Below are 23,680 nucleotides of genomic sequence, written 5' to 3' on the forward strand. Positions count from 1 at the left end.
GGGGAGACGCAGCCGGTTGCATGGCGCTGCATTCAAACGCGCATATGATGGTGGTAAGATTGGTGGGATGAATTTCCCGAGTTAGAGAAAATTCAATAAAATCTGAACCTTGGATTGAGAATTGGCGGAGCGGATGGGACCGACGTCGAACGTTCTCTACCGCCTAAGTCATTGTAATAGTTGCCCTCTACAATGGTTCGAACGCTCATCCGGTTCAATCGCGACTGGTCGCGAAAATAGCGAATTTCGGCCGCGACAGCTTCTTGCCGAATACAACGGACCCGTCCGCAGCAGCGCCATGCGCTTGGAACACGTTTTCTGCAAGACCAGGCTGGCCCCGCGACCGGGCTGAGCTTCAAGCTTTGATCACCAACCGCAACACGCCGCGCAAGCTGGTCTGGCGGGCTGAGATCATATTTACGACGGCGGACGGTCACGGCAACTTCGAGATCATGCGGCGCGGGGACATGTCCAAGCCCAAGGTCTGGCGCTGGCAGGAGCGGCATCTCGATGAGTGCGTGGGCGGCCTGAGGCGTGACAAGACCCGGCCGTCACGTGTGCCGCCGCTGCCCCCGCGAACAAAGTAGGCTGACACATAATGATCATATTGGAATTATGATGAACTTTAAGCCGATCACGCAAAGGCGTTTTTACATAGATTTTTCAATAGCTTAGATTCTTTACTTTAAATTTTCACAGTTGACCTCAACCTTGACGAACATTGTTGCAGTCGTCTGACTGTTATTAACGTGAGCAGACAAACTCAAAAGAAGAATGGAAACCTTGCATATGTTCAGGACCATCACGCAAAGAAACATGAAACGGACATGCGTGAGCTTGCCGGGGGAAAGGCCTTTGCGCTCTTGGCCAGTCAAATCGAAAGCCACGGTTGGGTACGAACCGTCATCGCTTGACGTGATTTGCACCGGCCTCGTCAGATGCTCATTCTTGCGAGATAGGTTCGGAGACAGCACCGCGAACACTTAATTGGCGTCGATCCGTTTGGAGCCATGGCCGTTCCGGGTCCTGTAAATGCGTGGCGCCAAGCCATCGATCACCCTTACTCCGGCTCCATTAATTAGAGAAGTCCACCAAACAGAGGAGAAAGACAATGAAGCATCGCACCATCGCAGGCCTTTTGGCCGCAGGCCTCAGCCTTGCCGGGGCAGCACAGGCGCAGGACAGCTACACCGTCGCGCTCGACGGCACCTTTGCGCCGCATGCCATGCCGAAAATGGGCGGCGGCATAGAGGGGTTCAACGTGGATCTCGCAAACATCATCGGCGAGCGGCTGGGCGTCGAAATGGACATCGTCGCCACGCAGTTTTCCGGTATCCTGCCGGGCCTGCAGGCGGGCACCTATGATTTCGTGGTCGCGCCTACCACCATCACAGAGGATCGCGCGCAGAACGTGCTGTTCTCCGAAGGATATCTGAATACCGACTACATGTTCGTAGTGGCCAACGACGCGCCCGAGATCGACAGCCTTGACGGCTTCAAAGACAAGGTGATCGCGGTCAACAAGGGCGCGGTTTATGATAGCTGGGCTCGCGATATGGCCGATGAAATGGGCTGGACCGTGGAAAGCTATGGCTCCAACACCGATGCGGTTCAGGCCGTGGTGTCCGGCCGCGCCTTTGCCAACGTCGCCGGCAACACAGTGTCGGCCTGGGCCGCGCAAAAGAACCCAAACATCAAGCCAAGCTTCACCTACACCACCGGCCGCGTCTGGGGCATGCCCTTTCGCAAGGGCGATGAAGATCTCCGCGCCACGGTGGAGTCAGTCATAGAATGCATGAAGATTGACGGCACAATGGCCGAACTGCATGAGAAATGGTTCGGCCTTCCGCCGGCCGATGGTTCAGCCGCGGTGACGCCGGTAGCGGGTTTCGGCGAGCCGGGCTATGAGGGCTATCAGGATAACGGGCACGAACCATCCTGCTGAAACCCGTGGCGGCGAGCGGCCACGGCCGGTCGTCGTCCTCCAAACGGAGTCCGAACCGCATGACCGACACTGCTCGTGTTCCCGCTCTCGACCTGCGCGCGTTGCGTAAAACCTTTGGCGCCTTCGAGGCGCTGAAGGGCATCGATATGCATGTAGCGCCCGGCGAGCTTGTGTTCGTGATCGGCCCGTCAGGATCGGGCAAATCCACCATGCTGCGCTGCTGCAACCGGCTGGAGGAACCGGATTCCGGCGAGATCCTGCTTGAGGGCGACCCGGTCACGGGGCGCGGTGTGAACCTCAACCAAGTTCGGGAGCGTATGGGTATGGTTTTCCAATCGTTCAACCTTTACCCGCATCTGACGGCGCGACGGAACGTGACGCTGGCGCTTCGCAAGGTGCGCGGCCTGTCGCGATCCCTTGCCGACGATCGCGCGATGGATGCCCTGGACAGCGTGGGTCTTGCCGACAAGGCCGGCAATTACCCATCCGAGCTGTCAGGGGGCCAGCAGCAGCGCGTGGCCATCGCGCGAGCGCTGGCGCTGGATCCAAGCGTCATGCTGTTCGACGAACCGACCTCGGCGCTGGACCCGGAACTGGTCGGCGACGTACTGGACGTGATGCAGCATTTGAAGGTGCAGGGGATGACCATGCTGGTCGTGAGCCACGAGATGCGCTTTGCCCGCGAGGCCGCCGACCGTGTCATCTTCATGGACGAGGGCCAGATCGTGGAGCAGGGTCCACCTGAACAGGTCTTCGGCGCACCGACGCAGGACCGTACTAAGGCTTTCCTGGCAAGGGTGGCGCGAGAGTGACATGAACCAGTGGGATCGTTTCCTCGACACTTTCTTCAACGTCCCGGTGCTGGTGCAATACACGCCTGCGATCCTGCAGGGCATGTGGGTGACGGTCGTGTTGTCGGTGCTGATCGTCATCTTTGGCGTCGCATTTGGCGGGGCGCTGGCCATGGCGCGCAGCTATGGCATACGACCGCTATCGGCGCTGATCGTCATATACGCCGACGTCTTTCGCGCGCTGCCGCCGCTTGTCGTGATCATGATCGTCTTCTTCGGCCTGCCCAATGCCGGGATCATGCTGTCGAGCTTTCTGGTGCTGTTCCTGGTGCTCGGCCTGGTTCTCGCCGCTTTCGCAGAGGAAATCTTCTGGGCCGGTATCACTTCGATCGATCGCGGCCAGTGGGAGGCGGCACGGTCTTCCGGACTGGGCTTTTCCCAGGCGCTTGTCTGGGTCGTGGTGCCGCAAGCAGCGCGACTGGCCATCCCGCCCCTGACCAACCGAGCCATCGCGATCACCAAGATGACGGCGTTGGGCACGGTGATCGGAGTGCCCGACATTCTCAATCAGGCGACCACGGCGCAGAGTTTTTCGGGCAACGCATCGCCCTTGGTGTTGGCGGCTCTGGCCTATGTTGCCTTGTTCCTGCCCCTCGTGATCCTCGCGCGATGGCTGGAAAGCCGGTTCGCCTGGCGAAAGGTGTAGACGATGGAGCGGCTGGTCGAACAGTTCTTTAATTTCGAGATCATGATCGCGGCCTGGCCGACAGTGTTGGCGGGGCTGGGAGTCACGGCCCTGCTGTGCCTGGTGATCGTGCCCATGGGACTGGCCGGCGGGCTGCTGGCCGCGCTTGGATCAGTCGCGCCAGCGCGCGGAGTGCGTTGGCCGGTGATCGGTTTCGTCGATTTCTTTCGCGCGATCCCACCACTTGTGCTGCTGATCTTCATCTATTCCGGGCTGCCTTTCGCCGGGTTGCAACTGTCGCCCTTTGCCGCCGTGGTGATCGCCTTTTTTCTCAACAACTCGGCTTATTACGGTGAGATTTTTCGCGCGGGAATCCTCTCGGTTGGCCAAGGGCAGACCGAGGCCGCGCGATCGACCGGGCTGGGCCGCGCGCAGACGCTGATCCATGTCGTGCTGCCGCAGGCGGTGCGCAACGTGCTGCCAGATCTGGTGTCGAACACCGTAGAGGTCGTCAAGCTGACCTCGCTTGCCTCGGTCGTGTCGCTGGGCGAGATGCTGCACGCGGCGAACATGGCGCGGTCAGTTACCTATAACGCCTCGCCGCTTGTCCTCGCGGCGGGGATCTACCTCGTCATCCTGTGGCCTCTGGTGCGGCTTGTCAGCCGTTTCGGCCGCGGGTTGGCGGCATGAAGCAGAAGGAAACGACACAATGCGCGAAATCGTCATAGGCGGGGCCCAGATGGGCCCGATCCAGCGGGACGAACCCCGCGACGCGGTGGTTGCACGGATGATCGCCCTACTGAAGCAGGCCGCGTACGCGGGCTGCGATCTCGTGGTCTTTCCAGAGCTTTGCCTGACAACCTTTTTCCCGCGATGGTACATGGAAGATCAGGCTGAGATCGACCTCTGGTTCGAAGACTCCATGCCCAATCTCGCCACGCAGCCGCTGTTCGAGGCCGCGCGGCGGGCGGGTATCGCAATCAGTTTCGGCTACGCCGAACGCACGCCGGAGGGGCAGCGTTTCAACACCTCGATCCTGACCGACCGCGCGGGCGCAATCGTCGGCAAGTACCGCAAGGTGCATTTGCCGGGTCATGCCGAATACGATCCCGACCGTGCCTTCCAGCATCTGGAAAAGCGGTATTTCGAACCCGGCGATCTGGGATTTCCGGTCTGGCGCAACATGGGCGCGCTGATGGGCATGTGCATCTGCAACGACCGCCGCTGGCCCGAGGTTTATCGCGAGATGGGGCTACAGGGGGTCGAACTGATCATGCTGGGATACAACACACCCTCAGTAAACAGCCAGATGGCCAATGAAGGGCTGGAAAAGCGCCTTTATCATTCCGAATTGACGATGACCGCCGGTGCCTACCAGAACGCCAGCTGGGTGGTCGGCGTCGCCAAGGCCGGCAACGAGGACGGACATCCACTGATGGCGGGATCGATCATCGTCGATCCCGACGGGTTCGTAGTCGCCCGCGCGGCCGGCGAGGACGATGAACTGATCGTGCATCCCTGCGACATGGATGCCTGCACGTTCGGCAAGACGACGATCTTCGATTTCGCCAGGCACCGCCGGATCGAGCATTATCAGCGCATCGGCACGCAGACCGGCGTGGTGACACCGGAATGAGCGCAAGTTTCCTCGATCTCGATACGATCCCGGCGGCTGACCGATACAAGTTGCTGACCGCGCTAGTCATCCCGCGCCCGGTGGCTTGGGTGACGACGATGTCCACTGACGGTGTTGTGAACGCCGCGCCCTATTCGTTCTTCAACGTGTTCGGACAGGACCCGGCTGTGATCATCCTCGGTTTGCAGCACCGCCCTGACGGGTCGGCCAAGGATACCGAGCGCAACATCGACGCCACCGGCGAATTCGTCGTCAACATAGCTACACCCGCGCTTCTCGACGACATGGTGGACAGCGCCGCCAGCTACGGCCCCGGCGAAAGCGAGGCCGAGGCGCTGGCCCTGAAACTCTTGCCGTCTGGCCGGGTGAGGCCGCCCCGGTTGGCCGACGCGCCGGTCGCCATCGAATGCGAACGCATGATGGCGCTTTCGCTGTCGGCGGAACGCGCGATCATGCTGGGCCGGGCCGTGGGGATTTACACCCGCGAAGGACTTGTCGACACCGAGCGCATGCATGTGCATTGGGAGGGCGGTTTCCCGGTGGCGCGGCTGTTCGCGGATCGCTACGCCCGTCTGGAGGAGATCGCGCCGCGGTCGATCCCGCTGCCACGGGGCTCGGAAAACGGCAAGAAAGGACCCTTGGAACGACCCGAGGACAGGGAGGACAGACGGAGATGACCCAGACGATCCACAAAAATTCGGCGGGCGTGTTCATCATCGCCGCGACGCCCTTCGCGACGGATGGCGCAATGGATTTTGACAGCACCGATCGCATGATCGATTTCTACATAGACTGTGGCGTGACGGGGATGACAATCCTCGGCATCATGGGCGAGGCGCCGAAACTGTCGGGCGAAGAGACGCTGGACTTTGCCCGCCATGTACTCGACCGCGTGGCAGGCCGGGTCCCCGTGGTTGTAGGCGTGTCGGGCGCAGGGCTCGGCAACATGGCGCGGCTGTCGCACAAGGTGATGGAGGCGGGCGCCGCTGGCGTGATGGTGGCCCCCATGCCGGGCCTCGTGACCGAAGCCAGGCTAAAGGGTTATTTTAAGCAAGTCTGCGATGCACTCGGCCCAGATGTGCCGATCTGCCTGCAGGACTATCCGCAGACCACCGGCGTGCATTTTAGCACCGAGACGATTCTCGCCATCGCGCGCGACAATCCGCAGATCGTGATGCTGAAACACGAGGACTGGCCGGGGTTGACCAAGCTGTCGCGCGTGCGTGCTGAGACCGGGACCGAGACGCAGCCGCGCCTGTCGATCCTCGTGGGCAACGCCGCGTTGTTCCTGCCGCAGGAATTGCAGCGCGGCGCAGACGGAGCGATGACGGGCTTCGCGTATCCCGAGATGATGGTGCAGGTCGTCAACCGCCACAATGCGGGTGACGTGGACGGCGCAGAGGACCTGTTCGACGCCTACCTTCCCATGGTGCGCTACGAGCAGCAGCTGGGTCTTGGGCTGGCGATCCGCAAGGAGATACTGCACCGGCGAGGCGTGCTCGCCGCGCCGGCGGTACGCGCGCCGGGGCCATCATTGACGTCGCGCGACCACGAGGAGCTGACGCGCCTGATAGAACGACTGGAACACAAACTGGAGGCACTGGTCTGATGGATCTGGGGATAGACGGAAAGACGGCGCTGGTGATGTCATCGAGCCGCGGGCTGGGTGCCGGCATCGCCCGTGCGCTGGCATCCGAGGGGGTGCATGTGCTGCTGACCGGGCGGTCCGAGGACCGGCTGGCTGTTCTTGCGCGCGAAATCACCGAAGCAGGGCCGGGCCGGGCTGACTTCGTGGCGGCGGATCTGACCGATCCGGCCGCGGTCGACGTGCTAGCGGATGCGGTCGAAAGCATCCTTGGTGGTGCCGATATTCTGATCGCAAATACCGGCGGGCCGCCACCCGGACGCATGGCGGATGCCGACCTGTCCGCCCTGACTGCGCAGTTCGACACCATGGTGACGCGCGTCGCACAGATCGCGGCGCGCCTGATCCCGTACATGCAGGCGCAGGGCTGGGGCCGGATCGTGGCGGTGGGCTCCTCCGGCGTGATCCAGCCGATTCCCAATCTCGGGTTGTCGAACCTCGCGCGCTCGGCGCTGGTGGGGTGGGCGAAATCGCTGTCCAACGACCTTGCGGGCGACGGCATCACCGTCAACATGCTGCTGCCCGGCCGCATCCATACCGAACGCGTCGACGAACTGGACGCCGCTGCCGCAAAGCGCACCGGCAAGACGCTGGATGAAACCCGTGCCGCCTCGCGCGCGACCATCCCCGCCGGGCGATACGGCGCGGTGGAGGAATTCGCCGACATTGCAGCGTTCTTGTGCAGCGCGCGTGCCAGCTACGTCACCGGCAGCCTGGTGCGCTGCGACGGCGGGCTGATCAAATCGGTCTGAGAGGAGAAGCGCGATGAAACACGACCTGGTCATCCGCGGCGGCACGCTCGCCACCGCATCCGAAACCTTCGCTGCCGATATCGGCATCCGCGACGGCCGCATCGCCACCCTGGGCGACGGGCTTCAAGGCGAGGACATCATCGACGCGACCGGCAAGCTGGTGCTCCCGGGGGGCATCGAGGCGCATTGCCATATCGCGCAGGAAAGCGGCATGGGCATCATGACCGCCGACGATTATGAAAGCGGTTCGATCTCGGCGGCGTTCGGGGGCAATTCCTGCTTTGTCCCCTTTGCCGCGCAGAAAAAGGGAGAAAGCATCGCCGAGACGCTGGCCACGTATGACGGCCGCGCAGCGCCAAAATCGGTGATCGACTACTCCTATCACCTGATCCTGACGGATCCCACGCGCGCCGTGCTGGATGAGCTGCCGATGGCATTCGAGCGCGGCGTGACCTCTTTCAAAGTCTTCATGACCTACGCCACGCGTGTCGATGACGGCCAGTTCCTCGACATACTGTCGGTGGCGCGGCGGCATGGTGGGCTGACCATGGTGCATGCCGAAAATCACGACATGCTGACCCGCATGGCCGCCAACTTGGCGGAAGGCGGCTATACCGCGCCGCGCTACCACGCCCCCGCGCGCCCCGCTCTTGCCGAGGAAGAGGCGATCAACCGCGCGATCAGCCTCGCCCGACTGGTGGACGCGCCGCTGATGATCGTGCATGTCTCGACCCCCAAGGGCGCGGCGCTGGTGGCGCAGGCGCGGCTTGAGGGCGCGCATGTCTTCGGCGAGACCTGCCCGCAATACCTGTTTCTGACTCGAGAGGATCTGGACCGCCCGGGCATGGAGGGCGCGAAATACATCTGCTCGCCGCCCCTGCGCGACACCGCCACGCAGAACGCGCTGTGGCAGCATGTGGCCGCGGGCACCTTCACCGTGGTCTCGTCGGATCACGCCCCCTACCGGTTCGACGAGACGGGGAAGTTCGCCGCTGGGCGCGACGTGGATTTCCGCGCCATCGCCAATGGCATGCCGGGGATCGAAATGCGCTTGCCGCTGCTGTTCTCCGAAGGTGTGGTCAAGGGGCGTATTAGCCTCAACCAGTTCGTCGGACTGTCCTCGACCAACGCGGCGCGGCTATACGGCATGCTGCCGCGCAAGGGTACACTGGCGGTGGGCGCCGATGCCGATATCGCGATCTGGGACCCGTCCGAGATGCGCATCGCCGGAGCCATGCACGACGCGATGGACTACAACCCGTTCGAGGGGATGGAGGTGACCGGCTGGCCCGTCACCGTTCTGTCGCGGGGGCGTCGAGTGGTCGATGACGGCGAATTACTGGCAAAACCGGGCGATGGCAGATTCGTGGCGCGTGGGTGCAGCGATCTGTCCGGACAATCCGGCACTCGTCTGCCCGAGACCGACCCAGCCACCAATTTCGGCGCGCAGGTGCCGTCATGACCGGGCCGATCGTGGTCATCAACCCGAATTCGAACGAGGCGGTGACCCATGGGCTTGACGCGGCACTGGCGCGCTTTCGCCTGCAGGGAGGGCCAAATATAGATTGCCTGACGCTGGCCGAAGGCCCGTTCGGCATTGAAAGCCAGCGCGACAGCGACGCAGTCGTGCTGCCCCTGGTAAAGCTTATGCAGGCGCGCTCGGACGCATCGGCCTTCGTCATCGCCTGCTATTCCGACCCCGGGCTGGATACATGCAGATCCACTGTGTCGCAGCCGGTCTTCGGCATTCAGGAAAGCGGTGTGTTGACGGCGCTGGCGCGCGGTGACCGGATCGGGATCATCGGCATCTCGGCTGCCTCGGAACGCCGCCACCGGCTTTTCATGCGGCGCATGGGCGTGCTGGACCGCGTCGCGGGCGAACGGGCTTTGAACATGAGCGTGGACGACACGGCGCGCGGTTCTGGCACCTTTGACAGGCTGGTCGAGGTCGGCGGCGCGCTGCTGGACGATGGCGCCGAAGCGTTGGTCCTGGGCTGCGCGGGTATGGCCGCGCATCGCGCTGCGCTGGAAACCACGATGAATGTGCCAGTGATAGACCCGACGCAGGCCGCTGTGGCGATGGCGATGGGGACGGTACTGGCGCGGCCATCCTGAAGGCGCTAAAACCGCAAGATGAAAATCGCGCGGCGCAACGATCTGTCCCTACGGCTGTTGGAGGTGTTTGGCACCCTGATGTTGTGTCGGACCACGACGGCGGCGGCCGAGGAACTGGGCATCTCACAGCCTTCAGTGTCGACAGCAATCAAACAACTCGAAGGGCAACTGGGTTTTGCGCTGTTTGAACGTACCAAGAAACGCCTGATCCCGACGGACGATGCACGTATTCTGTTCACGGAAGTCGAGCCAATGTTCGAACAGCTCCGATCTGTGGAGGCACGGGTACGCGACCTGCGTGTTGGAGCCACGGGCAAGCTGCGCATCATGGCCACGCCGCCACTTGGTCACTCGGTCGTGCCGAAGGTCCTGTCTGTCTTCATGGAGCCGAGACCAGATGTGACCGTGCAATACGACGTTCGGCGAATGGAAAACGTGATCGACGCCGTTGCGATCGGTGGGGTTGATATCGGATTGTGCCTCGGATTAGCGAACCATCCCGAGATCACGGTTCAGACTATGCGAAATGATCGCATGGTTGCTTTGATGCGATCGGATCACCCATTGGCCGCGCTGCCGATCATAACGCCCTCCGACATCACGGCGCACCGTTTCATTGGACTCGAACGGGCATCGAGCCTCGGGCTCGCCGTGCAGAATGCCTTTGACGAGACACACACTCCTTACCGTCCTCAGGTGGAAGTACGATACTGCCACACTGCGGCGGTGCTCGCAAAGGCCTGCCAGGCCGTTACCATAGTCGATCGCTACACTGCGGGATTTCCACCCGACAGTGAACTTGAGAGTCGTCCCTTCGATCCACCAATCGGTGTGCCGGCATGCATAATTCTCCGGCGAGGACGGCCGGAATCCCGATTGGCCGAAGAGTTTCAGACAGTCCTTCGCAACACCCTTCTCTGCTGACCTGCACCGACCGTTTGGACGCAGCGCTCGCTGTATGAACCCTCCGATGGTGGGAAAAAACGCGCTAAATCGACAGGCAAATCGTTCAGTGGTCGCCTATTAACAGGCAGGGATTATTTCTGTCGTGAGGGCTATAATTCCTTTCAGGTGGGCCGCGTCCGCCGCTGCGATGGTTGAGGTCTACGTGCCGGACGCGCCTACCGGACGCACAAAATGTAGGGCCCGTTCAAGCCTCCAAGGGAATCGCGTTTGGAAAACGCTACGATGACTGGTGGTCTTGCGGCTGAGCATGAGATGGATTGGCCCAATCCGGCTCCGGATCGGATTGTGTTGAACTCGTTGCGCTTTGGCTAGCGGCTGATGGCGCTGGCAGCTTCGGCTGCGAGCGGGGCGACGCGGGCGGTGAACGCCTCGGGGGTCCATTCGCTCAGCGACCCGGCAACATGCACCGCAGCGACGGGCCGTCCTGCCGAATTGCGGATCGCTGCACCAATCGCAATCTCGCCTACCAGTATCTCTTCGCAGACAAGCGCATAGCCTCGCCGCCTCGCCTCGGCGACCTGCGCCATGATGACGTCGGGGGCGGTTTCGGTTTTCGGTGTCAGTGGGGCGAGATCGGATCGATCGACGATGTCGCGTGCTTCGGCCTCTGACAGTGCGGCGAGGATCGCGCGCCCGCCCGAGGAACAGAATGTCGGCACCGCATGGCCCACCAGTGTCGCGAAAAAAGTCTCGCGCTTGCTCTGCATCCGGGTGGCATAGATCACGCGGCGGTCGTCGAACAGGCTCAGATCGACGCGCTCGCGCACATTGCGCCGGAGTTCGAGAAGCACTGGCGTCGCGCGCTGGACCACCGGATCAAGGCGCAGGCAGTCGTGTGCGTGATCGAGTAGGCGCAGATCGGGAAGAAAACCGCGGCCGTCTTCGCTTCGCTTGAGGTAGCCGAGCCTTCGCAGCGTATGCACAAGCCGCTGCGCCGCCGAGCGGTCGATGCATGCAGTACGGGCGATTTCGGAAAGCGTCATCGGACCACTGCATCCATGAAAAGCTGACATGACTGCGATTGCGCGCGCCGCGGATCGATTGAAAAGCGGATCATCCGCGTAGGCTGCGCCCAAATCGCAAGCGCCGGGCAGGTCGCGTAAAACTGTTCGTGGCATAGATTCTTCCACACTGTTGACAGAGGTAAATTCATCTCACTAAGGTAACAGCCAATGCAACTGTATCGTCAAGCGATACCGATAACGCAAAAAAAACGCAAAAAGCCGCCGGCTTTAAAAACGGGAAAGTGGCGGAGAAAGGATTACGGGATGTGCGCGCGCGTTGCGATTGGCGGGTTCCTGCATGAAACAAACACCTTCGCGCCGACCCGTGCTGACATCGCTGCTTTCGAGCAAGGCGGTGGATATATCCCGATGACGCGTGGCGCGGCGTTACCCAAGCGGGCGGCGAGCGTAAACCTTGGGATCTCCGGCGCATTGGACCATGCAGGGCGCGCGGGCTGGGAGATTGTACCACTTCTTTGGGCGGGGGCTATCCCTTCGGCCCATGTCACCGAAGACGCTTACGAGTGCATCGTGAGCGAACTCGTCAGGCGATTGCGCGAGGCAGGGCCGGTAGACGGGCTGTTCATCGACCTTCACGGCGCGATGGTGGCCGAACACGAGCCGGATGGCGAAGGTGCGCTTCTCGAGAGACTGCGCGCAGTTGTCGGTCCCGGCGTGCCCATCGCCTCGAGCCTTGATCTGCATGGAAATATTACCGAACGCATGGTCAACGAGGCTGATTTTCTCGTCGGGTTCCGCACCTATCCGCATGTTGACATGGCCGAAACGGGGCGACGCGCGGCCGCGGGCCTCGATTGGATGATCGAAACGGGTGCGCGCCCGGCCACCGCGTTCCGGCGCCTGCCATACATGGTGCCGATATCCTGGCAGAGCACGCTGATGGCCCCCGCCGACAGGCTTTATGCACAGGTCGCCGCCACCGATGCCGGGCCGGTCGATCAGGCCTCGATTTTCATGGGATTTCCGGCCGCAGATTTCGAGGAGTGCGGACCCAGTGTCGTCGTTCACGCGCAGGATCCGGCGCGCGCCGAGGCTCTGGCCGACGAGATCGCCGAGGGCTATCGGGCCGCAGAATCAGAGTTCGCGGGACGGGCCTGGCCGTCAGCTGAGGGTGTGGCCGAAGCCCAGCGCCTCGCGGAGACGCGGCCCGGCGGCCCGGTGATCCTTGCGGACACCCAGGACAATCCCGGCGCCGGCGGAGATTCGAACACAACCGGGCTTTTGCGTGCGCTGGTTGAAGCGGATGCACAAGGGGCCGCTCTCGGGCTGATGGTCGATCCTCGTGCCGCAGCTCAGGCGCATGCTGCCGGTGTGGGTGCGACGTTGCGGCTTGCGCTTGGCGGTGGCTCAAATGTACCGGGGGACAGGCACTTCGAGGCCGAGTTCTCCGTCGAGCTTCTGCATGACGGCACCGTGCATGCAACGGGGCCTTATTATGGCGGCGCGCGGATGTGCCTCGGGCCATCGGCGTGCCTTCGCATCGGCGGGGTGCGCGTCGTCGTGACAACCCACAAGGCGCAGATGGCCGACCGCGAGATGTTCCGCGCCCACGGCATAAAGCCCGAGAGGGCTAACATCCTTGCGGTCAAGAGTTCAACCCACTTCCGCGCCGATTTCGCGCAAATTGCCAGTGCCATTCTTGTCTGCACAGCTCCCGGGCCGATGCCGATCGACCCGGCGCAGTTGCCTTGGTCGCGGATATCGCCGCGGCTTCGGCTGTCTCCGCATGGCCCAACGCGGGCCGATCTCGCGGCACAATCTTGATCGGCTGGGTGAGACTCATTCGCCGACCAAGTCCAACACAGAGAGGATAAACAATGATACACAATGACACAAAAAGCCGGATGGGACCCGCGCTACGTCGTGGCGGGCTGGCGATGGGGGCGCTCATTGCGTCGACCATGCTGACTCCGGCGGCGATGGCGCAAGATGGCACCATAAGGGCCGTCATGCACTCGAGCCTGCGGGTCATGGATCCGATCGAGACGACCGCGCATATCACGCGAAACCATGCCTACATGATCTATGACGTGCTGATTGCGCAGGATGAGAACTTCGACCCGCAGCCGCAAATGGCGGAGTTCGAGGTTTCCGACGACGAGCTGACCTACACATTCATGCTGCGCGACGGGCTGATGTTCCACGACGGGGAACCAGTAACGCCCGCCGATGTGATCGCCTCGCTCGAGCGCTGGATGGACAAGGATTCGGGGGGTCAGCTCATCGCCGAGGTCACGGAAAGCCTCGAGGCGGAGGGCGACGACACAATCGTTTGGTCGCTGTCCAAGCCGTTCGGGCCATTCCTGGAGACCGTGTCGAAGCAGTCGGCGGTGCCGCCGTTCATCATGCCTGAATATCTCGTCGAGCAAATGGAGGCTGGCGAGGTCGAGAAGCACATCGGCTCAGGCCCATTCGTATTCAACCACGAGGAGTTCTCGCCGGGTGAACGAGTGGTGTATGAGCGCAACGAGAACTACGTGCCGCGGGACGAACCGGCAAGCTGGAAGGCCGGCGGTAAAGTCGTGAACGTGGATCGTGTGGTATGGCCTTCAATGCCCGATGCGCAGACTGCGATCAACGCGCTCGCCGCCGGTGAGATAGACTACATCGAGTCGATCAATACGGATCTGCTGCCGATTCTTGAGGCCGAGCCCGACGTCACGGTCGAGGTGCGTGATCCTCTTGGTTATCAGACAATGGGGCGGCTAAACTGGATGCATCCCCCGTTTGATGATCAACGTATTCGCCGCGCGGCGCTGCTGGCTCTCAGCCAGGAAGATGTTCTGGCCACGATGATGGGCGATCCGCAATACTACCAGCTATGCGGGGCGGTTTTTGGCTGCGGAACACCGTTTGAGCATGAGGCCGGTGCCGAGAGCCTTCTCGAAGGTGGTGATCCCGAAGCCGCGCAGAAGCTTTTGGAAGAAGCTGGCTATGATGGTACGCCGATTGTCCTGATGGCGCCGACGGATGTCACCACACTCAAAAACCAGCCGGTCGTCGCGGCCCAAGCACTGCGTAATGCCGGCTTTGAGGTCGACATGCAGCCAATGGACTGGCAGTCGGTCGTCAATCGTCGCGCCAGCATGGACTCACCCCAGGACGGCGATGGCTGGAACATCTTCTTCACCAACTGGCAGCTTCCAGAGATCGCGAATCCGCTCATCAATCCGATGCTCAATGCCCGGGGCGGGGATGGCTGGTTCGGATGGCCCGACGATCCAGCGCTCATGGACCTGCGCCAGGATTACATCGCGGCGCAAACCGCGGAAGAGCAGGTCGAGATTGCCCATGCGATCCAAGAGCACGCGTTAGAGGTCGTCAACTACATCCCGCTCGGTCAGTACTTTCCAGTACAGGCACGAAGGAATAACATCGAGGGCATGCTGCAATCGCCCGTGGTCGTGTTCTGGGGCGTAGAAAAGACCGATGATTGACAGGACTAATCAGCGCGCGCGGCGGTCCGTGCGCGCTGACGTTGGGAAAGGATTGCTGGCTCCATGATTGGGTATATCTTCAGAAGGGTCCTTGCGATCATTCCGGTGATGCTGATTGTTGCGATTTTCGTGTTCCTGCTTTTAAGGCTGACGCCGGGCGATCCCGCCGCCATTCTTGCAGGTGACAATGCAACCCCCGAGAAACTGGAAAATATTCGCATAAGGCTCGGGCTGAAAGACCCGTTACACGTCCAGTTCCTCAACTGGACCGAACAGCTTCTGCGCGGCGATCTGGGAACATCACTGATCTCGGGCACGGATGTCTCTGGGATGATCGGCTCGCGGATCTGGCCCACCATCAATATTGCGCTTATGACAATCCTTATTTCTGTTCTGCTCGCGATTCCGATGGGCGTGGTTGCGGCATGGCGTCATCGCAGCTGGGTTGACTACCTTGTCATGACCTTCTCTGTTCTGGGATTTTCGATCCCAGTATTCGTGATCGGCTACATCTTCATTCAGATCTTTTCTATCGAGCTACGGGTATTGCCGATACAAGGCTACCGCGCTCCGACCGAGGATTTCACGGGCTTTCTGCAGCGGGCGATCCTGCCTTCGCTGACGCTGGCCACCATCTATGTTGCACTGATCGCACGGATGACCCGCGCCTCCATGCTTGAGGTTCTGGGTGAAGACTATGTCCGCACTGCTCGGGCCAAGGGCGTGCGCGAGAAGCAGGTATTGTTTCGCCATGCCCTACGCAATGCTGCGGTACCGATCATGACCATCATTGGCACAGGCTTTGCGCTTTTGATATCCGGCGTTGTGGTCACCGAGAGCGTTTTCAATATTCCCGGAATCGGCCGGCTCACCGTCGACGCCATTCTTGCACGCGATTATCCGGTGATCCAGGCGATGATATTGCTCACAGCGGGCATCTACGTGCTCGTCAACCTGATCATAGATATTTCCTACACTCTGATCGATCCGAGGATCCGTTACTGATGGCCCGAGCTCCGCAACCCGTTTCCGCATTCCAGGTGGCGCTGAAAGTGATGTCGCTCCCGGCTGCCTGGCGCACGCTCGGTCCCGCTCCGATCGTTGCGGGGATCATCCTCGTGACCATCATCGTGGCGGTCGTATTCGCGCCGTTCTATGTGCCGTACGATCCGTTAACGATGACCTCGTCGAACCGGCTACAACCCTCTAGCGACCAGTACTGGATCGGCACGGACGCTTACGGTCGCGACCTCTTCAGCCGCGTGGTGACGGGCGGACAAGTCTCTTTGATGATCGGTATTGGCGCGGCTATCACAAGCGTGGTCGTCGGGCTGTTGATCGGCCTTGTTGCGGGCTTCTTCCGTTGGGCCGATGGAATCATCATGCGTATCATGGACAGTCTCATGGCGATTCCGGCGATCCTGCTTGCGGTCGCGCTTGTATCGCTGGTGGGATCCTCGGTGATGTCTGTGATCGTGGCGATCACCATTCCGGAGGTGCCGCGTGTCGTCCGGCTGGTGCGTTCGGTGGTGCTTTCGGCGCGCGAAGAGCCTTATATCGAGGCCGCGATCGCACTTGGATCGTCGATGCCCAAAATCCTGTTGCAGCATTTGATGCCCAACACTGTCGCGCCACTGATCGTGCAGGGAACCTATATTTGCGCCTCGGCGATTCTAATCGAGGCAATCCTGTCCTTTCTCGGCGCGGGGGTGAGTACCGAGATTCCCACTTGGGGAAACATCATGGCCGAAGGACGCGACTATTTTCGCGTCAATCCCGGACTGATTTTCTGGCCGGGGCTCATGTTATCGCTGTGCATCCTGTCCATCAATCTGTTGGGCGACACAGCGCGCGACGTTCTCGATCCGCGCCTCAAGAAAAGGGAGAGCTGAGCGATGAAATTCAAATCGCGCACATTCGGCGAGGCGCATACCGTGCTGGCCTTGCGCGAGCTGTCGGTGCAGCTTGCCGGGCGCCCCGACATTGCGCCGATCCTCGACCGCATCAGCCTCGACATCCGCGCCGGCGAGACGGCGTGCCTGGTGGGCGAGTCGGGTTCGGGCAAGTCGGTGACCTCGCTTGCCGTGATGGGTTTGCTGCCGCCCGATGCGCTCGAAGTGACAGGCGGCGGCATCAGACTTGGCGAACGTGACCTGCGCGCGGTCAAGCAGTCCGCACTACGCAATCTACGCGGTCGGCACATGGCGATGATTTTCCAGGAACCGATGACCGCGCTCAATCCGGTGATGCGGGTCGGTGACCAGATCGACGAGGTGCTGCGCACCCATACCGATCTTTCACCCACCGACCGCGAGGCACGGGTTCTCGACATGCTGGATCAGGTGCAATTGCCAGATATCACGCGCATGTTCCGGTCCTTTCCACATCAGCTCTCAGGTGGCCAGCGCCAGCGCATCATGATTGCCATGGCGCTGGCGCTCGAACCGGAACTGCTGATCGCTGACGAGCCGACGACGGCCCTCGACGTCACTACACAGGGCCAGATTCTAAAGCTGATCGCGGATCTGCAGGAACGTCACGGCACCGCGGTGTTGTTCATCACACATGACATGGGTGTCGTCTCCGAAATCGCCGACACGGTCCATGTGATGCAGCATGGCCGCATCGTCGAGAGCGCCCCGGTCGAGCAACTTCTGCGCTCACCAAAAGAGACCTATACGACCGAGCTTTTGCAATCCGTCCCCAGCCTGACCCCGCGCCACGTGCGCGAGCCAGAGCAGACCGAAAATATCCTCGAACTGCGCTCCATGAGCAAGGTCTACGGTGCCGGCGGCATCATCTTCCGCTCCGAGGGCACGCGCGCGGCCAATCAAGTCAGCCTATCGATCGCGCGCGGGCGCACGCTCGGCATCGTAGGTGAATCGGGCTCGGGCAAATCCACCGTGGCGCGCTGCATCCTGCGCCTCGTCGATCCGACGGATGGCGAGATCCTTCTCGCCGGAACCGACATCGCACAGCTGTCACGCAGCAAGTTGCTCCCCCACCGCCGCCATTTGCAGATCGTGTTCCAAGACCCGTTTCGTTCGCTCAATCCGCGCTGGACGGTGGGGCGCAGCCTCGTCGAGGGTCCGCTCAATTTCGGCACCGATCACGACACGGCAATGACCCATGCCGGCGATCTGATGGAGCTTGTGGACCTGCCCCGCGCCGCGCTCGATCGCTACCCGCACCAGTTCTCTGGCGGCCAGCGCCAGCGCATCGCGATCGCCCGCGCCGTAGCGATGCGGCCGGATGTGTTGGTGGCTGACGAAGCGGTTTCCGCACTCGACGTGTCGGTGCAGGCGCAGGTGCTCGACCTTCTGGCCGACATCCAGGAAAAGCTCGGCGTGTCGATCCTGTTCATCACGCACGATCTGCGCGTGGCCGCCCAGATCTGTGACGATGTCGTGGTGATGCAGCACGGTAATGTCGTCGAATACGGCACGGCAAGCGAGGTGCTCGGCACTCCGAAGCACGACTATACCCGCGCCCTGATCGCTGCCGCGCCCGGTCGCGACTGGGACTTCGCCAATTTCAGACCGCTTGGGCAGACTGCCTGAGAGCCCACCCAAAAAAGAGGAAAACGGACATGAGCCTAATAGAACGCATCGGTGACTTCGCCGATGACCTGACCGAAATCCGACACGATCTTCACGCACATCCCGAACTCGGCTTCGAAGAGACACGCACTGCCGGCATCGTGGCGACCAAACTGCGCGAATACGGCGTCGACGAGGTCCATGAGGGCATCGGCACAACGGGTGTCGTCGGCATCCTCAAGGGCACAGGCGGTAGCAACCGCCGCATCGGCCTGCGCGCCGACATGGATGCTCTGCCCATAGACGAGGCCAGCGGGGTCGCATACGCATCTACCGCACCAGGCAAGATGCATGCCTGCGGCCATGACGGACATACGACGATGTTGCTCGGCACGGCGCGCTACCTCGCGGAGACGCGCGATTTCGACGGCACCGTTGTGCTGATCTTTCAGCCCGCCGAAGAGGGGCTCGGGGGAGCGCGACGGATGCTCAGCGACGGTCTGTGCGAGCGCTTTCCATTTGACGAGGCCTTTGGCCTTCATAACGATCCCAATATCGACCCCGGCCAGGTTCGCGTGTGCCCTGGGCCCGCGATGGCCGGCGCTGAATTCTTCGACATTACCGTCAGGGGTCAGGGCAGCCACGCCGCGATGCCCCACCAGTCCCGCGATCCGCTCGTGATCGGCGCTGCGTTGGTCGGTCAGCTTCAGACGGTAGTAAGTCGCAATGCGCCGCCAACCAAACCGATTGTGCTGTCGGTGACCCAGATCCATGCCGGCGCGGCTTACAATGTCGTGCCCGATACCGCACATATCGCGGGCACCATCCGCTACTTTCATCCCGAAGTGCGCGAGATGGCGCTCGAGCGCGTGCGCAAGCTCTGCGAGGGATTTGCGCAGGCGCACGACGTCACCATCGACTGCGACCTGCGCAACGTCTTCGATGTGCTCATGAACGATGCGGACCTCAGCCGAGAATACGTCGCGGCCGCGGCCGACATCGTCGGCGAGGAGAATGCGCAGGAAACAGATGAGCAGGCCACCGGTAGTGAGGACTTCGCCGACATACTGAAAGTCGTACCCGGCGCGTATTGCCGTGTCGGCCATGCCGGCTCGGTGCCGCTGCACAACCCGTCCTTCGTGCTCGATGATGCCATGCTGCCGGTGGGCGCCTCGGTGATGGCGCGCATCGTCGAGCGAAGACTGCCACGCGGACAAAAGGAAATCGCATGAACCCCCTCGACCTTCCATTCGACACCGAAGAAATGCTGGCCGGCCTGCGTCCGTGGATCGAGTGCGAAAGCCCGAGCTTTGACGCCGCCGCCGTCAATCGGATGATGGACCTCGCGCAGCACGATCTCGCCGTCCTTGGCGCGCGCGTCGAACGCATCCCCGGGCGCCTTGGTTATGGCGACAGCGTGCGTGCGCAATTTCCGCATGTCGATGCGGGGGTGCCCGGTGTGCTGATCCTCGGGCACATGGATACAGTTCACCCGATCGGCACGCTCGAAAAGCTGCCCTTCAGGCGCGAGGGCGATCTTGCCTATGGTCCCGGTATCCAAGACATGAAAGGCGGCAACTATGCCTGCCTGGAGGCGGTCCGCCAGCTTCTGCGCGCTGGCGCCGAAACACCGCTTCCCGTCACGGTGCTTCTCACACCCGATGAAGAGGTGGGCACGCCATCGACACGCGAGTTGATCGAGTCCGAGGCGGCGCGTCAGAAATATGTGCTCATTCCCGAACCCGCGCGCCCCGATGGTGGCGCGGTGATCGGCCGCTATGCCATCGCGCGCTACAACCTGCGCACCATGGGCCGACCAAGCCATGCTGGCTGGCAACTGGCCGAGGGGCGCTCGGCGATTGCCTCGATGGCGCGCCGCGTGCTCGACATCGAGGCGATGACGACCGATGACTGCACCTTCAGCGTAGGCGTGTTTCATGGCGGGCAATGGGCGAACTGCGTGTCCTCGGAATGCCACGCCAACGCGCTCAGCATGGCCAAGCGCCAAGAGGATCTCGACCGCGGTGTCGAGGCGATGCTTGCGCTCAATGACGACAGCGGCGACGTAGCCTTCGAGGTTACGCGTGGCGTCACGCGCCCGGTCTGGGAACCTGACCAGCCTGGCACGATGGCGTTGCTGGACATGGCGCGCGACATCATGGGCGAGATGGGTCAAGACCTCAGCGGCACCAGCGCAGGGGGCGGATCCGACGGAAATTTCACCGGCGCGATGGGAATACCCACGATCGACTCCATCGGGGTGCGCGGCAAGGGGCTGCATACGCTGGGAGAGTGCATCTATGTCGATAGCCTTCCCGAGCGCGCGAAGCTTGCCGCGGCGATGCTGATGCGATTGCGATGAATCTGCTCCCGCAGCACGGCGTAATCTGCCAGCCAGCCGACAATCAGTGCACGCTTGGGCCGCGCTGCGACCTCCTCCGTCACCCGGACCTGCTCGACCGGGCTGTAGTCCACCACCGGCGGACATACCCCGAGAGCGCCGTCAGAACCCAGCCCCGCGTAACCGCTCAACAAGAGCGGCACGATCACGAGGCCGCTGCGCAGCCGCCTCCAGCATCTGTCGTTGAATGGCATCATTGCGCTCCAGCAGGTCCAGCCGTTCGGCGGCGCGGCCCGCGCGTTCGCCACTGCGGCGGAGATTGAACAGAAACAGGGCGACTGCGAGCGCGACGAAGGCAATGGCAGTCGCCCGCCGCGCCCATGGCCGGGCGAGCATCCCGGCCAGCGCATGCCGCCACATCACCGCCGCCCCTTGCGCCAGTCATCGAGCCGCGCCCAGACCGCCACCGCAATCCCGCAAAGCGCCAGCGCGATTAAGACCCATCGCAACGTGTCAAGATAGGGCACCAACGGCAGGACAGCGCCCTGCGTCTCGGCCAGCACTTCCTGCGCCACCTCGACCCCCCCGGCACCAACAGTGGCCACGCCCGCCGCGCCGGTGCCCTTGAGGGTCCGGCTTTCGGCCAGCTTGTCGCGCGCGGGCGGGGTCTCGGCTGCGAAGGGCGTCGTGCGCGGCGGGAACGGCGCGCCCCAGGATCGGGCCGGCCCCAGATCGACATGGATGAAGTTCGAGCGTGGATAGGTGCCAAACCCCAGGAACCCAACCTCGCGCGCCGCACGCTCGAACGCCTCCGGATCATGGTTGGCCATGGAGATATCGAAGGCGGTCCCGTCCATGTGCTTCGAGCGCGTCGCCCCACCCACGGCGCGGTTGTGCTCGGGGCTGCGATAGCCCGAGTTGACGATCAGCGGCTTGCCCAGCCGGTCGCGCAGCGCCTGCAGGGTGTCGAGCGCTTCGGGGTGGAGCTTCAGCTCGCCCGTACCGCGGCAGGCGATCTCGGCGGGCGAGAAGTCGGGCCAGCGCCAGAGACGCTCGGGTACCTCGCGGAAATGGCGATAGGTCTGGACGGTGTCAGGCATGGTGGTCTCCTTGGGGGTAACGGGCATGCGGAAGCGGCCTCCGCCCGGATGAGCGGTGGGGTGGACGTGTTGATCTCGGGATGCGATCTGTGCGCCCGGCAAGTGCGCGTTGCGCGGCGAAAAAACCTGCGCGTGCTACGCCAGACGCGCGATCAGTCCTCGCGTCCCCGCTGGAAGGCGGCGAACATCAGGTTGCGCATGTCGTGTATGTCGCGCTCGATGCGTTCGAGCCGGTCGTGATCGACGCGCCGGTCCTCGTCGCGGCGCTTTTCGATGCGCAGGCGCTCGGCGTCGAGCTCCTGTTCGAGCTTGTGCAGCAGCGCCTCGTTGGTGAAGGCTTTGCGCGTGACCGCGACGGCCAACCCGCCAATGAAGGTAAACCAGACGCCGATCGCGGCCGCCACGCCATGATCGCGGAACGCCTGGATGATCTGGTCGGTGAAGCTCTCGCGCTCGGGCATCCCGCCTCCTTGTCCTGATGCTTATGATGGGTCATGCGGGCTTTGGTGGACGCCCCCGACACCGGTCCTGCCGGTCTAGGGAGCCCCTTCAGCCCATCCCGGCGCGGTTGCGCGCCACCGCATGGATGTGGTCGCGCGTCGCGCTGTCCAGCGCGCCGGGAAAGAGCATCACCTGATTGACGTGCCCCGACAGCCCGAGCGCATTGACCCCAGCCGACAGCACGATCACATCCTCGACGAACGTGTCGTCCGGCCGGTAGATCATCCGCGTCCAGGTCCCGGCCTGCGCCTGCGGAATGGTGACGCCGAACTGCGCCCCGCCCCCGAAGTCCAAAAAAGGCAGGACCGTGCCGGCGCGGTAGACAGGCCGATCATTGAAGCCGAACATGTCGCCCGAGAGATCCGAGATGTCCCGAACAAGCGCATGGCCCGACGCCTGCCGGATGGCGGAGCTCATATCTGTTGCCAGCCCCGCCACCACATGGGCCGTGGACTTGCGCAGGCCCGATTTACCCTCGGTTTGCAGACCCTCGACGACATGCGCCGTGGCCTTGCGCACGCCGGACTTGCCGTCGGTCTCCAGACCCGCCACCACGAACGCCGTGGATTTGCGAAGCGTGACGTCCCCGGTCACGCGAGCGCCTCGAGGCCGAACTGCGTCCCGTCGATCCCGGCCGTCGTCCAGGCGGCGCCGGTTGCCGGGTTCACGTCCCAGAAGAACCGGACGGCGCCAAGCGCCTCGGTTATATCGACAGGCGCGCCCAGCAGCGCGGCATCCGCCCGGCCGTCGAAACGCTGAACCGGAGAGGCCCCGCTCCTGAACGCGGCCGCGACAAAGGAGACCCCGACGATGGTGGTGTCGGCGGGCAACGCGGGCATGCCGGAAAGATTGAACAGATGCGCCTGCCCGACAGTGTCCGAGACCATCGCCTCCGCAACCTCGGCGAATTGGGTGGTCGAGATGCCGGCGACCGCGCCCGCGAACTGCGCGGGTGTGCCGTCGGAGACCAGAGGTAGCGTGTGCAGCCTGAAGCCGAGCGTCGGAACGTCCGCGACGATCAGTTCGGCCCATGGCACATTGTAGAAATCATTGGTCCGGTCCGAGCTGCCCTCGTTGCGCACGGAGGCCACGAGCTCCGACGTCCCCGGCTTGAGAACGCCCTCATGCACGACTTGCAGGATCCCGTCGATATAGGCCAGAAAGACCCCGTCCGGATCGCCGATCTTCACATACATGTCGAG

Annotated in this window: 25 protein-coding genes; 19 read left to right on the forward strand and 6 right to left on the reverse strand. The window is 62.6% G+C overall.

From position 1 onward, the window contains the following. The first annotated feature begins 362 nt into the window (after positions 1 to 362). From ACROSR_RS17125 to ACROSR_RS17180, 12 genes are all read left to right on the forward strand, one after another. On the forward strand, positions 363 to 587 hold the full coding sequence (locus ACROSR_RS17125; protein ID WP_432687117.1) for a hypothetical protein: 225 nt from the start codon (positions 363 to 365) through the stop codon (positions 585 to 587). 524 nt (positions 588 to 1,111) lie between these two features. Then, positions 1,112 to 1,945: a transporter substrate-binding domain-containing protein gene (locus tag ACROSR_RS17130; RefSeq protein WP_432687118.1), complete on the forward strand. Its 834-nt coding sequence runs from the start codon at positions 1,112 to 1,114 to the stop codon at positions 1,943 to 1,945. A 59-nt stretch (positions 1,946 to 2,004) separates the two neighbouring features. Continuing rightward, a complete protein-coding gene (locus ACROSR_RS17135; RefSeq protein WP_432687119.1) occupies positions 2,005 to 2,757 on the forward strand; it encodes an amino acid ABC transporter ATP-binding protein in 753 nt (250 codons plus the stop codon). A 1-nt stretch (position 2,758) separates the two neighbouring features. Further along, positions 2,759 to 3,442 carry an amino acid ABC transporter permease gene (locus tag ACROSR_RS17140; protein ID WP_432687120.1) on the forward strand — a complete coding sequence of 228 codons (684 nt, stop codon included), beginning with the start codon at positions 2,759 to 2,761 and terminating at the stop codon, positions 3,440 to 3,442. 3 nt (positions 3,443 to 3,445) lie between these two features. Beyond that, the gene (locus ACROSR_RS17145; RefSeq protein WP_432687121.1) at positions 3,446 to 4,111 is read left to right on the forward strand and encodes an amino acid ABC transporter permease; all 666 of its coding nucleotides are present in this window, start codon (positions 3,446 to 3,448) and stop codon (positions 4,109 to 4,111) included. Between the two features lie 19 nt (positions 4,112 to 4,130). Next, positions 4,131 to 5,057 carry an N-carbamoyl-D-amino-acid hydrolase gene (locus ACROSR_RS17150; protein WP_432687122.1) on the forward strand — a complete coding sequence of 309 codons (927 nt, stop codon included), beginning with the start codon at positions 4,131 to 4,133 and terminating at the stop codon, positions 5,055 to 5,057. After that, the gene (locus ACROSR_RS17155; protein WP_432687123.1) at positions 5,054 to 5,734 is read left to right on the forward strand and encodes a flavin reductase family protein; all 681 of its coding nucleotides are present in this window, start codon (positions 5,054 to 5,056) and stop codon (positions 5,732 to 5,734) included. Before ACROSR_RS17150 ends, ACROSR_RS17155 begins: the two co-directional genes overlap by 4 nt. Further along, positions 5,731 to 6,666, forward strand: a complete 936-nt coding sequence (locus ACROSR_RS17160; protein WP_432687124.1) for a dihydrodipicolinate synthase family protein — start codon at positions 5,731 to 5,733, stop codon at positions 6,664 to 6,666. The genes ACROSR_RS17155 and ACROSR_RS17160 overlap by 4 nt, the downstream gene beginning before the upstream one ends. Beyond that, positions 6,666 to 7,454, forward strand: coding sequence for an SDR family oxidoreductase (locus tag ACROSR_RS17165; RefSeq protein ID WP_432687125.1), 789 nt, complete (start codon positions 6,666 to 6,668; stop codon positions 7,452 to 7,454). The genes ACROSR_RS17160 and ACROSR_RS17165 overlap by 1 nt, the downstream gene beginning before the upstream one ends. Positions 7,455 to 7,467: 13 nt before the next feature. Further along, positions 7,468 to 8,916 carry a dihydropyrimidinase gene (gene hydA / locus ACROSR_RS17170; RefSeq protein ID WP_432687126.1) on the forward strand — a complete coding sequence of 483 codons (1,449 nt, stop codon included), beginning with the start codon at positions 7,468 to 7,470 and terminating at the stop codon, positions 8,914 to 8,916. Beyond that, positions 8,913 to 9,569: an aspartate/glutamate racemase family protein gene (locus tag ACROSR_RS17175; protein WP_432687127.1), complete on the forward strand. Its 657-nt coding sequence runs from the start codon at positions 8,913 to 8,915 to the stop codon at positions 9,567 to 9,569. Before hydA ends, ACROSR_RS17175 begins: the two co-directional genes overlap by 4 nt. A gap of 18 nt (positions 9,570 to 9,587) precedes the next feature. Beyond that, positions 9,588 to 10,493 (forward strand): LysR family transcriptional regulator, encoded by a 906-nt coding sequence (locus ACROSR_RS17180; RefSeq protein ID WP_432687128.1) that lies wholly within the window; start codon positions 9,588 to 9,590, stop codon positions 10,491 to 10,493. 350 nt (positions 10,494 to 10,843) lie between these two features. On the opposite strand, the gene ACROSR_RS17185 is transcribed toward ACROSR_RS17180, so the two are convergent. Further along, the gene (locus ACROSR_RS17185; RefSeq protein WP_432687129.1) at positions 10,844 to 11,653 is read right to left on the reverse strand and encodes an IclR family transcriptional regulator; all 810 of its coding nucleotides are present in this window, start codon (positions 11,651 to 11,653) and stop codon (positions 10,844 to 10,846) included. 150 nt (positions 11,654 to 11,803) lie between these two features. On the opposite strand from ACROSR_RS17185, the gene ACROSR_RS17190 reads away from it, so the two are divergent. From ACROSR_RS17190 to ACROSR_RS17220, 7 genes are all read left to right on the forward strand, one after another. Continuing rightward, the gene (locus tag ACROSR_RS17190; RefSeq protein WP_432687130.1) at positions 11,804 to 13,324 is read left to right on the forward strand and encodes a M81 family metallopeptidase; all 1,521 of its coding nucleotides are present in this window, start codon (positions 11,804 to 11,806) and stop codon (positions 13,322 to 13,324) included. Positions 13,325 to 13,377: 53 nt separating this feature from the next. After that, positions 13,378 to 14,997, forward strand: a complete 1,620-nt coding sequence (locus tag ACROSR_RS17195) for an ABC transporter substrate-binding protein (RefSeq protein ID WP_432687131.1) — start codon at positions 13,378 to 13,380, stop codon at positions 14,995 to 14,997. A 63-nt stretch (positions 14,998 to 15,060) separates the two neighbouring features. Then, entirely contained in the window at positions 15,061 to 16,002 is a 942-nt protein-coding gene (locus ACROSR_RS17200; RefSeq protein WP_432687132.1) for an ABC transporter permease, read from the forward strand. Further along, positions 16,002 to 16,889: an ABC transporter permease gene (locus tag ACROSR_RS17205; protein ID WP_432687133.1), complete on the forward strand. Its 888-nt coding sequence runs from the start codon at positions 16,002 to 16,004 to the stop codon at positions 16,887 to 16,889. The genes ACROSR_RS17200 and ACROSR_RS17205 overlap by 1 nt, the downstream gene beginning before the upstream one ends. A gap of 3 nt (positions 16,890 to 16,892) precedes the next feature. Continuing rightward, the gene (locus ACROSR_RS17210) at positions 16,893 to 18,557 is read left to right on the forward strand and encodes an ABC transporter ATP-binding protein (RefSeq protein WP_432687134.1); all 1,665 of its coding nucleotides are present in this window, start codon (positions 16,893 to 16,895) and stop codon (positions 18,555 to 18,557) included. A gap of 29 nt (positions 18,558 to 18,586) precedes the next feature. Further along, positions 18,587 to 19,768 carry a M20 aminoacylase family protein gene (locus ACROSR_RS17215; RefSeq protein ID WP_432687135.1) on the forward strand — a complete coding sequence of 394 codons (1,182 nt, stop codon included), beginning with the start codon at positions 18,587 to 18,589 and terminating at the stop codon, positions 19,766 to 19,768. Then, positions 19,765 to 20,898 carry a M20/M25/M40 family metallo-hydrolase gene (locus ACROSR_RS17220; protein WP_432687136.1) on the forward strand — a complete coding sequence of 378 codons (1,134 nt, stop codon included), beginning with the start codon at positions 19,765 to 19,767 and terminating at the stop codon, positions 20,896 to 20,898. The genes ACROSR_RS17215 and ACROSR_RS17220 overlap by 4 nt, the downstream gene beginning before the upstream one ends. A 141-nt stretch (positions 20,899 to 21,039) precedes the next feature. Here the strand turns inward: ACROSR_RS17220 and ACROSR_RS17225 are convergent, their stop codons facing one another. From ACROSR_RS17225 to ACROSR_RS17245, 5 genes are all read right to left on the reverse strand, one after another. Then, entirely contained in the window at positions 21,040 to 21,297 is a 258-nt protein-coding gene (locus tag ACROSR_RS17225; protein ID WP_432687137.1) for a hypothetical protein, read from the reverse strand. After that, entirely contained in the window at positions 21,297 to 21,977 is a 681-nt protein-coding gene (locus ACROSR_RS17230) for a YcbK family protein (protein WP_432687138.1), read from the reverse strand. Before ACROSR_RS17230 ends, ACROSR_RS17225 begins: the two co-directional genes overlap by 1 nt. A gap of 152 nt (positions 21,978 to 22,129) precedes the next feature. Further along, a complete protein-coding gene (locus ACROSR_RS17235) occupies positions 22,130 to 22,438 on the reverse strand; it encodes a hypothetical protein (RefSeq protein WP_336421284.1) in 309 nt (102 codons plus the stop codon). Positions 22,439 to 22,526: 88 nt separating this feature from the next. Continuing rightward, on the reverse strand, positions 22,527 to 23,072 hold the full coding sequence (locus tag ACROSR_RS17240) for a hypothetical protein (RefSeq protein WP_432687139.1): 546 nt from the start codon (positions 23,070 to 23,072) through the stop codon (positions 22,527 to 22,529). Then, on the reverse strand, positions 23,069 to 23,680 hold a 612-nt coding region (locus ACROSR_RS17245), incomplete at its 5' end, for a hypothetical protein (protein ID WP_432687140.1). The genes ACROSR_RS17245 and ACROSR_RS17240, both read right to left, overlap by 4 nt.

It is taken from the genome of Roseovarius tibetensis (assembly GCF_050896375.1).
Lineage (GTDB): Bacteria > Pseudomonadota > Alphaproteobacteria > Rhodobacterales > Rhodobacteraceae > Roseovarius > Roseovarius tibetensis.

Coding starts and splice junctions, on each gene's coding strand:
- ACROSR_RS17130 (WP_432687118.1), top strand. CDS start 1,112: ATGAAGCATCGCACCATCGCAGGCCTTTTGGCCGCAGGCCTCAGCCTT.
- ACROSR_RS17135 (WP_432687119.1), top strand. CDS start 2,005: ATGACCGACACTGCTCGTGTTCCCGCTCTCGACCTGCGCGCGTTGCGT.
- ACROSR_RS17140 (WP_432687120.1), top strand. CDS start 2,759: ATGAACCAGTGGGATCGTTTCCTCGACACTTTCTTCAACGTCCCGGTG.
- ACROSR_RS17145 (WP_432687121.1), top strand. CDS start 3,446: ATGGAGCGGCTGGTCGAACAGTTCTTTAATTTCGAGATCATGATCGCG.
- ACROSR_RS17150 (WP_432687122.1), top strand. CDS start 4,131: ATGCGCGAAATCGTCATAGGCGGGGCCCAGATGGGCCCGATCCAGCGG.
- ACROSR_RS17155 (WP_432687123.1), top strand. CDS start 5,054: ATGAGCGCAAGTTTCCTCGATCTCGATACGATCCCGGCGGCTGACCGA.
- ACROSR_RS17160 (WP_432687124.1), top strand. CDS start 5,731: ATGACCCAGACGATCCACAAAAATTCGGCGGGCGTGTTCATCATCGCC.
- ACROSR_RS17165 (WP_432687125.1), top strand. CDS start 6,666: ATGGATCTGGGGATAGACGGAAAGACGGCGCTGGTGATGTCATCGAGC.
- hydA (WP_432687126.1), top strand. CDS start 7,468: ATGAAACACGACCTGGTCATCCGCGGCGGCACGCTCGCCACCGCATCC.
- ACROSR_RS17175 (WP_432687127.1), top strand. CDS start 8,913: ATGACCGGGCCGATCGTGGTCATCAACCCGAATTCGAACGAGGCGGTG.
- ACROSR_RS17180 (WP_432687128.1), top strand. CDS start 9,588: ATGAAAATCGCGCGGCGCAACGATCTGTCCCTACGGCTGTTGGAGGTG.
- ACROSR_RS17185 (WP_432687129.1), bottom strand. CDS start 11,653: ATGCCACGAACAGTTTTACGCGACCTGCCCGGCGCTTGCGATTTGGGC.
- ACROSR_RS17190 (WP_432687130.1), top strand. CDS start 11,804: ATGTGCGCGCGCGTTGCGATTGGCGGGTTCCTGCATGAAACAAACACC.
- ACROSR_RS17195 (WP_432687131.1), top strand. CDS start 13,378: ATGATACACAATGACACAAAAAGCCGGATGGGACCCGCGCTACGTCGT.
- ACROSR_RS17200 (WP_432687132.1), top strand. CDS start 15,061: ATGATTGGGTATATCTTCAGAAGGGTCCTTGCGATCATTCCGGTGATG.
- ACROSR_RS17205 (WP_432687133.1), top strand. CDS start 16,002: ATGGCCCGAGCTCCGCAACCCGTTTCCGCATTCCAGGTGGCGCTGAAA.
- ACROSR_RS17210 (WP_432687134.1), top strand. CDS start 16,893: ATGAAATTCAAATCGCGCACATTCGGCGAGGCGCATACCGTGCTGGCC.
- ACROSR_RS17215 (WP_432687135.1), top strand. CDS start 18,587: ATGAGCCTAATAGAACGCATCGGTGACTTCGCCGATGACCTGACCGAA.
- ACROSR_RS17220 (WP_432687136.1), top strand. CDS start 19,765: ATGAACCCCCTCGACCTTCCATTCGACACCGAAGAAATGCTGGCCGGC.
- ACROSR_RS17225 (WP_432687137.1), bottom strand. CDS start 21,297: ATGTGGCGGCATGCGCTGGCCGGGATGCTCGCCCGGCCATGGGCGCGG.
- ACROSR_RS17230 (WP_432687138.1), bottom strand. CDS start 21,977: ATGCCTGACACCGTCCAGACCTATCGCCATTTCCGCGAGGTACCCGAG.
- ACROSR_RS17235 (WP_336421284.1), bottom strand. CDS start 22,438: ATGCCCGAGCGCGAGAGCTTCACCGACCAGATCATCCAGGCGTTCCGC.